Source organism: Plantactinospora sp. A48, assembly GCF_055793945.1.
This window is the reverse complement of the sequence record NZ_JBTIXF010000007.1, coordinates 95,775-109,376: the sequence shown is the minus strand read 5'-3', so window position 1 is coordinate 109,376 and position 13,602 is coordinate 95,775. Positions and strand designations below refer to the sequence as shown.

Genomic DNA, 13,602 nt, shown 5'->3' with positions numbered 1-13,602 from the left:
CAACATCTCATGCGTAGGTTCATCGGCACATCGGTGGCGATCGGCGCCATCGGGCTGCTGGCCCTCACGGCCTGCGGCACCGGCCGTGACTCGGGCTCCGGCAGCTCGGACGGCAAGGCCAGCGGCTTCTCGGCCGACTCCCTGATCGGTGTCGCCCTGCCGGCCAAGACCTCGGAGAACTGGGTCCTCGCCGGTGACCTGTTCACCAACGGTCTCAAGGAGGCCGGCTTCAAGAGCGACGTGCAGTACGCGGGCGCGTCGACCACGGTCGCCGACCAGCAGGCGCAGATCACCTCGATGATCACCAAGGGCGCCAAGGTCATCGTGATCGGCGCGACCGACGCGGCGCAGCTGTCCACGCAGGTGGCCGCGGCCCACCAGGCGGGCGTGAAGGTCATCGCCTACGACCGCCTGATCACCAACACCCCGGACCTCGACTACTACGTCGCGTTCGACAACTACAAGGTCGGCCAGCTCCAGGGCCAGGCCCTGCTGGACGGCATGAAGGCCAAGAAGCCGAATGGCCCGTACAACGTCGAGCTGTTCTCCGGCTCGCCCGACGACAACAACTCGGCGGTCTTCTTCCAGGGCGCCATGAGCGTCCTGCAGCCGGAGATCGACAAGGGCACCGTGGTGGTCGCCTCGAAGCAGACCAATATCAAGCAGACCGGCATCCAGGGCTGGAAGGCCGAGGGTGCGCAGGCCCGCATGGACCAGCTGCTGACCTCCACCTACGGCGGCAAGGAACTGGACGGCGTGCTGTCCCCGAACGACACCCTGGCCCGCGCCATCATCACCTCGATCAAGGGTGCCGGCAAGCCGATCCCGGTGGTCACCGGTCAGGACTCCGAGGTCGAGTCGGTTAAGTCGATCATGGCTGGCGAGCAGTACATGACGATCAACAAGGACACCCGCAACCTGGTGAAGCAGACCGTCGCGATGGTCAAGTCCCTCCAGCAGGGTCAGGCCCCGCAGGTCAACGACACCAAGTCCTACAACAACGGCAGCAAGGTCGTCGACACGTACCTGCTCCCGCCGGTCGCCGTCACCAAGGCCAACGCGGCCGAGGCGTACGCCAACGACCCGAAGCTCGCGGCACTGACCAAGTAATCGTCTCGAACGATGCGGGACCCCGGAGCGCCAGCTCCGGGGTCCCGCACCGTTTTGGGGGGGAAAGGAAGGGCACCCTGTTATCGCCTCTTGTATAGCCGGGGTCCCCTGTTAACGGTTCCGGTTCCTAACCGGACGGTGCGAGCAGACCGGTCAGCACCCCCCGCAGGGTGCGGTCGAACAGATCCGGCCGGGGTTCGGTGGGCTGCGCGGCGGCGAGCGCGGCGGCCAACGTCGGATGCTTCGCGAGCTCGTTCCCGTCGAAGGCCATCGCCCGGGAGCCGGCCGGCGCGCGCGCGAACAACGACACCGTACCGGTCATCATCGCGATGGCCTCGAACTTCGCACTGACCGGACAGCGCACCCGCCACAGCACGGCCAGGCAGTGGTCGAGGTAGGCCAGCGTGTTGGGGCCGGGCGCCACCCCCCGGTGCAGCATGTCGACCAGCCACGGGTGCGACCGGTAGAGCGCGAGCTGCCGGCGGGCCAGCGCCAGCATCCCGGCCAGCCAGTCGTCGCCGGCATCGCCGCCGACCCCGATCGCGCCTTCGGCCTCCGGGTCAGCGCCAGTCCGGCCCGCGCCTTCGGCTTCCGGGTCAGCGCCGGTCCGGCCCGCGCGGGCCGTAGGTCCGGCCACCGGCGGGTACGGCCGCAGCTCTCCGGCCGCCCGGTCCGCCATCAGGTCGAACAGGTCATCCCGGGAGGACAGGTAGCGATAGAGCGAGCCCGCGCCGGTGCCCAGCGAGGTCGCGACCGCCCGCATCGACACCGCACCGAGGCCGTTGGCGTCGGCCAGCGCCACGGCGGCGGCGACGATCTCGTCCCGGGTGTGTGCCGGGGCCGGCCCCCGGGCCCCCCGCTCGGGACGCGTCCAGATGGGTTGCCGAGCCCGGCCGGACGGCACTTGCGCTTCGCTCACCCACCCACTGTAAACTGCGAACAGCGTTAGCAGTTTTGCGACGAGCGGAGGTCCCATGGAACGGATCACGTCCGACGACGGCACCGCCATCACGCTGCACTCCGTCGGCGGCGGGCCCGGCATCGTGGTGGTACACGGCGGCGGCGTCACCATCGACCTCTACCGGCGCCTCGCCAACCGGCTGGCCGACCGGTTCACCGTCCACCTCTACAACCGCCGGGGCCGCGCCGAAGCGGCGCCGAAGCGCGAGCCGTACACGGTGGAGCAGGACATCCAGGACCTCACCGCGGTCGTCACGCACACCGGCTCCCGCAACGTCCTCGGGCACAGCTACGGCGGATTCGTCGCGCTGCGCGCCGCGCTGCGGTTGCCCCTGGACCGGCTCGCCCTCTACGACGCCGCCGTCCAGGTGTCCGGCATCTTCCCCACCGGCTACCTCGACGCCGCCGAGGCGGCCCTGCGGGCCGGCGACACCGTGCGGGCCCTCGCGATCGTCGGCGCCGGAGTCAACGACCACTCGTTCGCCGCGAAGCTCCCGATGAGCGTCCAGCTGGCGATGTGCCGACTCCTGCTGCGTACCTCCGTCGGACGTACCCTGGGCGGACTGCTGCCGACCACGCTGCCGGAGAGCCGCCAGGTGCAGGCCCACGACGGACCACCCGAACGGTACGCGGGCGTCACCGCCGAGGTGCTGCTCGCCACCGGCGCCAGTGCGCCGCCGTACTTCGCCCAGCTGAACGAGGTACTGGCCGGGGTCCTGCCGAGGCCCCGCACGCTGCGGATCCCCCGCTGTCGACACGACGCCCTCAACATCGCGCCGGCGCGTCTCGTCGAACCGATCGCGGAGTTCTTCGCCGCGCCGGTACGCCCGCGCCGCGAGACCGTCTGAGACGCCGCCGGCGACGCGGGTCCGGGAACGCGCGGCACCTTGATGGTGCGCTCGCGGGCGGCACCCCGATGGTGCGCTCGCGGGCGGCACCACAATGGTCTGCCGGCGGGCGGCGCCATGGTTCGGTGGCGGTGTGAGGTGACCGACAGCGAGGCGGACCACGGGCCGGTCGGGCCGGCCACTACCGTCGACTCATGAGCCAGCCACCGGGACCCGGAACGGATTCGCCCGCACCCCTCGGGCGGCACGTGCTGCTGGCCGGCGCATCCGGAGTGGTGGGCCGGCGGCTGCTGCCGATGCTGCTCGCCGCCGGGCACCGGGTCACGGCGCTCAGCCGCGACCCGGACCGGGCCGCGGCGCTGCGCCGGGCGGGTGCCGAGGCCACCATGGTCGACGTGTACGACCGGGACGCGCTGGTCGCCGCCGTGACCGCGGCCGGCCCCGACGCGGTGCTGCACCAGCTCACCGACCTCGGCGGCTACGATCTCGCGGCCAACGCCCGGCTGCGCACCGTGGGCACCCGCAACCTGGTCGACGCGGCCCGGGCGGCCGGCGTACGGCGGATGGTGGCGCAGAGCATCGCCTGGGCGTACGCACCGGGCGTCGGACCCGCCGACGAGGACGTACCGCTGGATGTCGAGGCCGAGGGGGTGCGTGGAGTGACCGTCCGGGCGGTCGCCGCGCTGGAGGCCACGGTCGCCGAGGTGCCCGAGCCGGTGCTGCTGCGATACGGCATGTTCTACGGCCCCGGCACCTGGTTCGCGCCGGGCGGCGCGCGGGCCGCCGACGCAGCGGCCGGCGCGCTGGTCGCCGACGACGCGGTGACCAGCTTCGTACACGTCGACGACGCCGCCGCGGCGGCCGTGGCGGCGCTGGACTGGGCGCCCGGACCGGTGAACGTGGTCGATGACGAGCCGGCACCCGCTCGCGAGTGGGTGCCGGTGTACTGCCGGACGCTCGGCGCACCGGTGCCGTCCCCCGTCCCCGGCGGGGCCGCCTGGGCGCGCGGCGCGAGCAACGGTCGCGCGCGCCGGGACCGCGGTTGGACACCCCGGTACCCGTCCTGGTTGACCGGATTCTCGGAGCCAGTCGGATGACCGGCCGGCCGCGGCTGGTCGCGTCCGACCTCGACGGCACCCTGCTGACCGGGGAGTCGTCGCTGTCCGAACGCACCCGCGCCGCGCTTCGCCGGACCCGGGCGGCCGGCACCCGGGTGGTGGCGTCCACCGCCCGCGCCCCGCGGGTGGTGGACGGTTTGTTCGGGGCCGACGACGGCCGCCCACCGCTGATCGACGCCGCCGTCTGCGTCAACGGCGCCATCCGGTACGACCTCACGCGCCGCCGGATATCGCTGCGGCACGACCTGGCGCCCGACCTGACGGCGGCGGTGATGGCCGAGATCCGCCGGCTGATTCCCGGTGCCGGCTTCGCCGTCGAGACCGGCCACCGGGCGCTGATCGGACCCGGCTACCGCTTCAACCCCCGGCTCGACCGGGCCCGGGTGCCGGTCGCCAGCGACGCCGACCTGCTGGCCGAACCGCTGGTCAAACTCATGGTGTGGCTGCCCGAACGCAACCCGGACGCCGCCTGGGTGCGGCTCCGACCGGCCCTGGACGGGCTGGTCGCCTGCACCTGGGCCGACCTGACGGCACCGCTGGAGATTTCCGCCCCGCACGTCTCCAAGGCCGCCGGGCTGGCCGAACTCTGTGCCGACTGGCTGATCGAGCCGGCCGACGTGCTGGCCTTCGGCGACGGTCCCAACGATCTGTCCATGCTCGGCTGGGCCGGCACCGCGTACGCGATGGCCAACGGGCACCCGGCGGTGCTGACCGCCACCGTCAACCACGCGCCGAGCAACGACGACGACGGCGTGGCCCAGATCCTGGAGAAGCTCTGGTAACCGCGGTGTAGGGATGGGTGGATGTTCGGAAATCCCGACCACATCTCGGCCCGGTGTCCATGTCCGAGAGTCATCAAAATGTCTCTCAGACATGGCTGGCTGAAAGGGTCTGGCCCGCCGTTGCCGTTACCGGTTGCGACCGGGTGAGGGTTGGCGGGCCGTGGCGGTGTGGGTCTCCGCTGACAGCGATCCGGGTGTGGGGATGCTGCTGGCCGGGCCCCGGGTGGGGTCCGGCCAGCAGCGTGGTGGTGTGGGTGTGGGGTTGGTTGGGGTGGGTCAGCTGTTCCAGTAGTGGGTGACCAGGTCGGTGGCCTGGGTTTCCCATTGGGCGTAGGCGTCGGGGTAGGCCGAGACCTGAACCTTCTGGGCGGCGTCGGTCAGGGGCAGGTTGTGCCAGTCGGGGACGTCCTTGAGGGCCTTCTGGAAGGCGGTGGTGGCGTATTCGGGGTTGGTGATCTGCTCGGGTGTGCCCCAGCCGGAGGTGGGGCGTTGTTGGAACAGGCCCAGGGAGTCGTGGTCGTTGGCGTCGCCGAGGTCGCCGAGGTTCTGGAGTTTGGATTCCTGCAGGGCGGTGGCGATGGAGATGACGGCGGCGCGCTGGTCCAGGCCGTTGTGCTTGGTGGCGGCGATGATCGCCTTGGCGTTGGTCGTCTGCTCGTCGGTCAGGTCGATGTGACTCTGGGCGCCCTGCGGCGACGAGGCGGCGGTGGTGGTGGTGGGTTGGCCGGCGGTGGCGACCGCAGCAGCAGTCGTGTGGGCGGTGGTGGGGGTGGCGAGGGCGGTGGTGACGGGGCCGGCGATCAGTCCGCCGGTGATGCTCAGACCGGCGATGCTCAGCAGGCTCTTACGCAGCAGGGTGTTACGCAGGATCGTGTTCATGGTGGGGGCTCCAATCCACAAGGGGTTGGGGGAAACGCCGACGCACACGCGGGCACGCAGGGCACGCGGACGCGGGCAAGAAGATCAGGGGGAAACTCGAACCGGGGGGGATGACTCGACCCGTGGTTCACGCAGGCCGGGGGCGCTGCTCACGCTCTCGGGCGAACCCGGTACAACGACCGGCCCGCCCCCGGCATTCCCGGACGACCCGGCGGGGGGTGCTGGGCGGTGGGTGCTGGTGTCGCCGTCGCAGGTACTGCGGTCGTACGCGGCTTACAACGTCGCACCCCACCAACCGATTCCAGCCAAACAGACATAACGGACCGCTCGTGGCGTGACGGCCGCCACCGGGGCCGGGCGGTACCGGTCATTCGCCCCAGGCGGCGCACCTGCAAGGAAGGGCCCCTTGTTATCGCCTTTGGTATAGGAGGGGGCCCTTCCTAACGCCGGACTCCCGCTCGGCGAATCCGCCAAGCGTTCGACAAACCGCTCAGACCTGTGATCTACACTCGCCGTGCGCGACGAACCAGACACGGGGGGCGATCGGATGCAGCGGCCGGACTGGGCACCACCGGAGGTTGACATCGCCCGGCCGGCATCATCCCGGATCTACGACTATCTGCTCGGCGGCCAGTACAACTTCGCCGCCGACCGGGAGGTCGCCGAGCGCGCCGTCGCGGCCATGCCGGAGCTGCCGTCGGTGCTGGGCGAGGGACGCGCGTTCCTCCGCCGGGTGGTCCGTCACCTCACCGCCGAGCTGGGGATCGACCAGTTCCTCGATCTCGGTTCGGGTATCACCACGGTCGGGACCGTGCATGAGATCGCCGGGGCGGTCAACCCGGCCTGTCGAGTCGTGTACGTCGACATCGATCCGATCGCGGTCGCCCACTCCCAGGCCATTCTTCTCGACAACCCGCTGGCCACGGCCATCGCGGGTGACCTGCGCCGGCCGGCCGACATCCTGGCCGAGCCGGCCGTCCGGGACCTGCTGGACCTCGACCGTCCCGTCGCGGTCCTGCTGCTGGCGACCCTGCACTTCATCCCCGACGACCAGCAGCCCGGCGCCGTACCGCTGGAACTGGCCGACCGGCTCGCGCCCGGCAGCTACCTCGCGATCTCGCACGCCAGCGAGGACGGCGGCCCGCCGCCTGGACAGCGCGAGGCGCAGGAGGTGTACGCCCGAGCCGACAACGCGGTGATCATGCGTAGCCGGCAGGAGATCGCGACCATGCTACGGGGCTGGGAGCCGGTGCCACCGGGTATCGTCCGCTGCCCGCTGTGGCGCCCGGAGGCGATCGGCGCCCTGCCGGAGAACGTCGAGAGGTTCCCCGGATACGCCGTGCTCGCCCAGCTCCCGACCCGCTGACCCCCGCTCCCCCGCGCCGCCGGGGAAGCGGTCGGTGACCGCCCGGTGCGGGCCGCTGGATCGTCGGCCGGACCCTGCCCTCACGTGACCTGCGAGCCCGCTTTGAAGGGCCGTTCGACCACAGGGCCGCCAACCTTCGGCAAGATCGAGTCGGCGCGGGTGGACCGGGCCCGGGGTTGTGGGTGTGGGGATGCTGCTGGCCGGGCCCCGGGTGGGGGTCCGGCCAGCGGCTGGTGGTGGGGTGCGGGGGTGTTGCGTTCTCGAGGTGCGGGTGGCTCGGTGGGTTTCGTTGGCCGGTGGTTGGTCGGTCGGGGGTCAGCTGTTCCAGTGGTGGGTGACCAGGTCGGTGGCCTGGGTTTCCCATTGGGCGTAGGCGTCGGGGTAGGCCGAGACCTGAACCTTCTGGGCGGCGTCGGTCAGGGGCAGGTTGTGCCAGTCGGGGACGTCCTTGAGGGCCTTCTGGAAGGCGGTGGTGGCGTATTCGGGGTTGGTGATCTGCTCGGGTGTGCCCCAGCCGGAGGTGGGGCGTTGTTGGAACAGGCCCAGGGAGTCGTGGTCGTTGGCGTCGCCGAGGTCGCCGAGGTTCTGGAGTTTGGATTCCTGCAGGGCGGTGGCGATGGAGATGACGGCGGCGCGCTGGTCCAGGCCGTTGTGCTTGGTGGCGGCGATGATCGCCTTGGCGTTGGTCGTCTGCTCGTCGGTCAGGTCGATGTGACTCTGGGCGCCCTGCGGCGACGGGGCGGCGGTGGGGGGTTGGCCGGCGGTGGCGACCGCAGCAGCAGTCGTGTGGGCGGTGGTGGGGGTGGCGAGGGCGGTGGTGACGGGGCCGGCGATCAGTCCGCCGGTGATGCTCAGACCGGCGATGCTCAGCAGGCTCTTACGCAGCAGGGTGTTACGCAGGATCGTGTTCATGGTGGGGGCTCCAATCCACAAGGGGGTTGGGGGAGACGCCGACGCACACGCGGGCACGCAGGGCCACGCGGACGCGGGCAAGAAGATCAGGGGGAACTCGAACCGGGGGGAACTCGAACCGGGGGGATGACTCGACCCGTGGTTCGCGCAGGCCGGGGGCGCTGCTCATGCTCTCGGGCGAACCCGGTACAACGACCGGCCCGCCCCCGGCATTCCCGGCGGGCGCAGGCACCACGGGCCGCTCACAGACCGACCGCGACTTCCAGGACCTCGTCGCGCCGCGTGGACCCAAGGGCGGTGCCGGTACTCGGTCGTACGGTGGATGTAACCACCGCCCGGCCCCCGGGATTCCACCCGAGCCGTGTCGCCGGTCACCCCAAAACCGGACAATCAGGGTTATAGCCGGCGGATTCCCTTAATGGTGGCGGGACGCATGGGCGGGTTCGCCCCCGAACACCGCGAGATCGGTGGCCCGCCCGTATGCGGGGATTCCGCCGATCAGCCGCCGTTCAGAACGTTGGCGAGGTTGAACCGGACCGGCCGCTCGAGTTGCGCGTACGTACAGGAGCGCGGGTCACGATCCGGCCGCCAGCGCTCGAACTGGGTGGTGTGCCGGAACCGTTCCCCCTCCATGTAGTCGTAGCGCACCTCGACCACCCGCTCCGGGCGGAGTGGGACGAACGAGAGGTCCTTGCCGGCGTTCCACCGACTCTGCTCGTTGCGGCGGGGGGTGCGCTCCCCGCTGGTGTGCGCCGCCCAGTTCCACGGGTGCTCGTCGAACGACGTGACCAGTGGTTGGAGTTCGGTGAACAGCTCCTTGCGGATCGCCATCGGGAACGCCCCGATCACACCCACCGAGACCAGGACATCCCGGTCGTCGTACAGGCCGAGCAGCAGTGAACCGATCCGGTCGTCGCCGGACTTGTGCAACCGGTAGCCGGCGAGCACGCAGTCCGCCGTACGCCTGTGTTTGATCTTGGTCATGACCCGCTTGTCCGGCTGGTACGTCAGGTCCGGGCCCTTGGCGATCAGCCCGTCCAGGCCCGCGCCCTCGAACTCGTCGAACCAACGGCGGGCCGTGGCCTCGTCGTCGGTGACCGGGGTGACATGGACCGGCGGTTTCGCGTCGGCGAGGGCCTGCTCGAGCCGACGCCGCCGGTCGGCGAACGGCAGTCCGGTCAGGTCCTCGTCGCCGAGCGCGAGCAGGTCGAACGCGACGAAGCTCGCCGGGGTCTGCTCGGCCAGCAGGTTCACCCGGCTGGTCGCCGGGTGGATGCGCTGCTGCAACGCCTCGAAGTCCAGGGTGTTGCGCTCGGTGTCGGCCACCACGATCTCACCGTCGATGACCGCGCGCGGCGGAAAGTTGGCCAGCACCGCGCTGACCACCTCGGGGAAGTAGCGGGTCATCGGCCGTTCGTTGCGACTGCCGATCTCGACCTCGGCACCGTCCCGGAAGATGATCGACCGGAAGCCGTCCCATTTCGGTTCGTACAGTTGACCGCCGGGGATGTCACCGACCGGCTTGGCGAGCATGGGGGCGACGGGCGGCATCACGGGCAGGTCCATCCCGCCATCGTCGTCGCTGGTCGGCCGCCCTGTCCACCGCTTCACCCGCCCGACGCCGCCCGAGGATCCCCGACCGTCGTACGCTGTCGCGCGGACATCCAGCGGCGGTCAACGGCGAGGTGACAGCGTGGCGGAACTGACGTATCCGGAGGTGGGCGCGACCCGGGACGGGCAGCTGCCGGCGGGCTACCACCACCTGCGCCACCGCGCCGAACTGGGCCGGGACGCCTTCGCCGCCGCCGGGGACGCCCTGCTGAGCTGGCGGTTGCACCGCGCGATGGGCATCCGGATCACCGCCGCCGCGCCGCGGGCCGCCCCCGGGGTCCACGTCGTGTCCGGGCTCGGGGTGGGACCGCTGCGGCTGTCCGCGCCGTGCGAGGTGGTCTGGGCCGTGGACGACGACCGCCGGGCCGGTTTCGGGTACGGCACGCTGCCGGGCCACCCGGAGCGCGGCGAGGAGGCCTTCCTGGTGGAACGCGCCGACGACGGCCGGGTGTGGTTCACGGTGACCGCGTTCAGCCGCCCGGCCCGCTGGTTCACCCGGGCCGCCGGGCCGCTCGTGGTGGCCTTCCAGCACGGGTACGCCCACCGCTGCGCCGCCGTGTTGCGGCGGATCAGTCGCGGCTGACCCCCGGGCGGAGTTCGGAACCGGGCGGCGGGCTGACCAGGGGATGGTCCGGGGTTCGGAACCGGGCGGCGGGCTGACCACCGGGGTGGTCCGGGGTTCGGAACCGGGCGGCGCGGCCGACCAGCGGGATCCGGAGTTCAGAACCGGGCGAACGACCGGATGGGCATCCGGGGTCCGAAGCGCGGCGCGTGCAGTCCACCGGCGGCCAGCAGCACGCAGACCCGGCCACGGTGGCCCCGGAACGGCTCCAGCAGGGTGAGCATCCGGGCGTCGTCGCCGCGTGGCTCCTCGGCCAGTGCCCAGCTGACCATGTTGGGTATGTGGTAGTCGCCGACGCTGACCGCGTCCGGATCGCCGTACGCCGTCCGCACCACCTCGGCGGCCGTCCACGGACCGATCCCGGGGATGGCGACCAGCCGACGGGTGGCCTCGACGGCGTCGGCGCAGCGCTCCAACCGGTCCGCGACGACGGCGGCCCGACGCAGGGTGTCGGCCCGGCGCTGTTCGACGCCGAACGGATGGAACATCCAGTACGGCGCCGCGGCGATGTCGGCCGGTGCGGGCGGTGTCCAGAGGTCACGCACCGGGCCGGGCGCCGGGGCGCCGAACCGGCGCACGGTTGCGGCGTACGCCCGGAACGCCTCCTTGCCGGTCACCTTCTGTTCGAGGATGGCCCGCAGCAGCCGGGGGAAGATCTGGCCCGTGGCGGCCAGGCGCAGGCCGGCGAAGGTGTGTGCCAGCCGGGCGACCACCGGGTGTCCGGCGGCCAGGGCGGGGAAGCCGGTGAGGTCATCCCGGAGCCCGGCCACGGAGTTCGCCCGGTCCACCACCCAGCCGGCGCCCGGACCGTACCCGGTGGCCAGCAGGGTCTCGCCAATGCGGCGCAGGCTGAGCACGCCGGGCCCGTCCGGGGTGCGGGTGGACCACCAGAACGTGCCGTCGATGATCCGGACGCACGGGTCGTGCGCCCCCATGGCCAACTCCCGGACCGTGCCGGTGAACCGGTACCCGCCCGGTGGGTACAGCACCCGTTCCACGGCCCCGGTCATCGCCACCCGGTCACTCTGCCACGACCGGCGTCGCAGCGGGTACGCGGCACCAGCCCGGCGGCGTTAAGAAGGGCCCCCTGCTATGCAAAAAGCGATAACAGGGGGCCCTTCCTTACAGCAGAGTCAGTTGACGGTGATCCGGGTGACGTCGAAGGCGGGGATCTGGTTGGCCCGCTGCATCATCGGGATCCGGTGCGAGCCGTCACCGGCCCAGACCGCGCACTGCGCGAGACCCCGGGCGGGCAGGCCGGGCACGGTGATGACGACCTCGTCCGGCGTGGCACCGCCCTTGCTGTCCTCGGTGGCCACGAAGAACGCCGGCACCGGGTCGGGGGCCGGCGCGGACCGGGTGGTCGCCAGCATCCGGCACGCGGTGTGGAAGTGGCCACGGACCAGGCCCTGGTCGTTCAGCAGCGAGCTCTCCTTGTAGTAGCCGCCCTGGCCCGCCGCCAGGAAGCGGTCCCGGATCAGGTTGCGGGTGCTCACCCGGAGCGTGAACGTCTGGTTGGGCGCGACCCGGCGCGGCGCCGAGGTGATCAGCAGCGTGGGGTTGTTCGCCGCGTTACCGACCTCGCCGAACTCGGTGTTGACGCAGCGGTCACCGTTCTGGAAGCCGTCGTGCAACTGCAACTTGCTCCCGTCGCAGCTGTTCGCCAGCACCTGCAGCCCGGTGCCGGCGCTGGCGCCGCTGCTGCCGGCGGGGGTGGGGGTGCCCGACCCACCCGAGCAGCCACGGCGCCGGCTCTGCACGGCCGGACCGGGCTGCTGGCCGTCACCGGGGTGCTGGGTGACACCGTGGTCGGTGTACGGGGACCCGGACGGGTTCGCCCCGTTCTTCGCCCAGCCGCTGGTGCCACCGCTGGAGGGGGACGCCCCGGCGCTGGCCGACGAGGATCCGCCCGGGGCCGTGGTCGCGGCGGCCGATGGCGGGCAGTTGCCGGCGTTGTGCCGGCGGCTGCGGGTGTCGGCCAGGGAGACCTGGGTGACCGCGACCAGGGCGCCGAACGCGCCGATGGTGGCGATCGCGGCGATCAGGCGTCGCTTGCGGGGGTTACGCTCCGGGCGTCGCCGGGCGGAGCGCCGGGTGGTGGAGTTCACCGGAAGGCACCTTCCATCTCAGTCGGGCTGGGGGATCGGGTACGGCCGCGGGCCGCATCCGATCACCGGGGGCGGATCAGTCGAACGGTGCTGTACGCGCCGGCCAGCACGGCGGCGGCGAGGACGATCCAGATCACGGTCGGGTTGACCGCGCCGCTGGAGCTGGTGAGCAACGTCCTCTTCTTGGCGGTCTCGGCGGCCTGGGCCGCCGCCGCGGCTGGTGGTGGTGGCGGTGCCTGGGGCAGTGCCTGGTAGTCGACGAGGCCGGAACTCTCCAGCAGCGTCATGTGGGTCATCACGAAGGCGTTGGCCTGGGCGGCGAGCCGCCGGACGAGGTCGTTGCGGGTGGACGCCCGGATGGTCCCGATGGCCGGGAAGATCTTCCCGTGCGCGGCGCGGAGCCGGTCGATGTAGACCCGGTCGAACTGCGGGCCGGAGGACTGCCGCATCTCCCGCAGCCAGCCCTGCTGGTCCGTGTTCGGTTCGTCCGGCAGCGCGATGCCGAGTTGGCCCGCGACCTGCCGGTCCATGGCGTCGAGCACCTTGTGCTGCGGACCGATCGCCTGGCCGATCTCCTTGATCCGGTCCGTGGTGCCCTTCTCGGCCGCCATCTGACTGGCCGGCATCTCCCACAGTCCGGCCAGCCGTACCTTGATCACGAAGTCCCGGTCGGCGGCACTCACCGGCCCGTTCGCCGACGGATTGCCCGGCAGCAACTCGATCGGATTCGGCACCGGGCCGTTGGGATCGCCGGACGGTCGCGGCGCGACCCGCTGGTCGGCGATCCCGGCGGCGAACGGCGCGACACCGGCGGCGACCACTGTCCGATGGTCGGCGGCGGTCGCGAGAGCCGGAGCGGCCACCAGCCCGCCGAGCAGGACCCCGGTCAGACCGGTGACAGCCGCAGTCGCCCACCGTACGTAACGGGAGGGACCGATTGGCGTCATCGCTCACCCTTTCTTCGTGCAATTCTGTTAATGACGAACGGTAGGTAACACCAAAGCCATGGTCAACGCTCTGGTGAGTATCGGGAAATTATTTATGGCCAATTTAAGAATAGAATTCGGCGATGGGGTCGATCCGCCGGCATCGGCCGAACGGATGATGCCCGGGGTTCGGTGTCTCCGACGTTTTTTCCGGCGATCAGGTGTCGTACCGTGAACGGGCCGGACCGTCGATCACCGGTGTGTCTCGGTGACGACCATGTCTCGGTGGTCGACCATGCCTCGGTGGCGTCGGCGACGACGATCCGCCACCGGCGACAATCGACCTTCGCTGGCGCCGGC

The 13,602-nt window shown here is 71.4% G+C and carries 13 protein-coding genes; 6 read left to right on the top strand and 7 right to left on the bottom strand.

What is annotated here, in order from left to right:
- Positions 1–9 precede the first annotated feature (9 nt).
- Positions 10–1,110, top strand: coding sequence for a substrate-binding domain-containing protein (locus tag ACXN5W_RS06190; RefSeq protein ID WP_473157168.1), 1,101 nt, complete (start codon positions 10–12; stop codon positions 1,108–1,110).
- A 127-nt stretch (positions 1,111–1,237) separates the two neighbouring features.
- Here ACXN5W_RS06190 and ACXN5W_RS06185 read toward each other — a convergent pair whose 3' ends face one another.
- Positions 1,238–2,029: a TetR/AcrR family transcriptional regulator gene (locus ACXN5W_RS06185; RefSeq protein ID WP_473157167.1), complete on the bottom strand. Its 792-nt coding sequence runs from the start codon at positions 2,027–2,029 to the stop codon at positions 1,238–1,240.
- Positions 2,030–2,084: 55 nt separating this feature from the next.
- Between ACXN5W_RS06185 and ACXN5W_RS06180 the strand changes: the two genes are divergently transcribed.
- From ACXN5W_RS06180 to ACXN5W_RS06170, 3 genes are all read left to right on the top strand, one after another.
- On the top strand, positions 2,085–2,918 hold the full coding sequence (locus ACXN5W_RS06180; RefSeq protein ID WP_473157166.1) for an alpha/beta fold hydrolase: 834 nt from the start codon (positions 2,085–2,087) through the stop codon (positions 2,916–2,918).
- Positions 2,919–3,112: 194 nt separating this feature from the next.
- Positions 3,113–4,015: an NAD-dependent epimerase/dehydratase family protein gene (locus ACXN5W_RS06175; protein WP_473157165.1), complete on the top strand. Its 903-nt coding sequence runs from the start codon at positions 3,113–3,115 to the stop codon at positions 4,013–4,015.
- Positions 4,012–4,818: an HAD family hydrolase gene (locus ACXN5W_RS06170; protein ID WP_473157164.1), complete on the top strand. Its 807-nt coding sequence runs from the start codon at positions 4,012–4,014 to the stop codon at positions 4,816–4,818. The genes ACXN5W_RS06175 and ACXN5W_RS06170 overlap by 4 nt, the downstream gene beginning before the upstream one ends.
- A gap of 276 nt (positions 4,819–5,094) precedes the next feature.
- Here ACXN5W_RS06170 and ACXN5W_RS06165 read toward each other — a convergent pair whose 3' ends face one another.
- The gene (locus ACXN5W_RS06165) at positions 5,095–5,697 is read right to left on the bottom strand and encodes a hypothetical protein (protein WP_473157163.1); all 603 of its coding nucleotides are present in this window, start codon (positions 5,695–5,697) and stop codon (positions 5,095–5,097) included.
- Positions 5,698–6,211: 514 nt separating this feature from the next.
- On the opposite strand from ACXN5W_RS06165, the gene ACXN5W_RS06160 reads away from it, so the two are divergent.
- A complete protein-coding gene (locus ACXN5W_RS06160; RefSeq protein ID WP_473157162.1) occupies positions 6,212–7,063 on the top strand; it encodes an SAM-dependent methyltransferase in 852 nt (283 codons plus the stop codon).
- 315 nt (positions 7,064–7,378) lie between these two features.
- On the opposite strand, the gene ACXN5W_RS06155 is transcribed toward ACXN5W_RS06160, so the two are convergent.
- Together ACXN5W_RS06155 and ACXN5W_RS06150 are read right to left on the bottom strand one after the other, a co-directional pair.
- Positions 7,379–7,975: a hypothetical protein gene (locus tag ACXN5W_RS06155; RefSeq protein WP_473157161.1), complete on the bottom strand. Its 597-nt coding sequence runs from the start codon at positions 7,973–7,975 to the stop codon at positions 7,379–7,381.
- Between the two features lie 498 nt (positions 7,976–8,473).
- Complete coding sequence (locus ACXN5W_RS06150) at positions 8,474–9,541, bottom strand: ATP-dependent DNA ligase (RefSeq protein WP_473157160.1); 1,068 nt, start codon at positions 9,539–9,541, stop codon at positions 8,474–8,476.
- 127 nt (positions 9,542–9,668) lie between these two features.
- Here ACXN5W_RS06150 and ACXN5W_RS06145 point away from each other — a divergent pair, with 127 nt between their 5' ends.
- A complete protein-coding gene (locus ACXN5W_RS06145) occupies positions 9,669–10,169 on the top strand; it encodes a DUF1990 family protein (RefSeq protein ID WP_473157159.1) in 501 nt (166 codons plus the stop codon).
- A gap of 137 nt (positions 10,170–10,306) precedes the next feature.
- Here the strand turns inward: ACXN5W_RS06145 and ACXN5W_RS06140 are convergent, their stop codons facing one another.
- The 3 genes from ACXN5W_RS06140 to ACXN5W_RS06130 all read right to left on the bottom strand — a co-directional run bounded on the left by ACXN5W_RS06140 (position 10,307) and on the right by ACXN5W_RS06130 (position 13,263).
- On the bottom strand, positions 10,307–11,218 hold the full coding sequence (locus ACXN5W_RS06140; protein ID WP_473157210.1) for a DNA-3-methyladenine glycosylase family protein: 912 nt from the start codon (positions 11,216–11,218) through the stop codon (positions 10,307–10,309).
- Between the two features lie 123 nt (positions 11,219–11,341).
- Positions 11,342–12,316, bottom strand: a complete 975-nt coding sequence (locus tag ACXN5W_RS06135) for a Pecanex-like protein 1 (protein WP_473157158.1) — start codon at positions 12,314–12,316, stop codon at positions 11,342–11,344.
- A 62-nt stretch (positions 12,317–12,378) separates the two neighbouring features.
- Entirely contained in the window at positions 12,379–13,263 is an 885-nt protein-coding gene (locus ACXN5W_RS06130; protein WP_473157157.1) for a DUF4142 domain-containing protein, read from the bottom strand.
- Between the last annotated feature and the right edge of the window lie 339 nt (positions 13,264–13,602).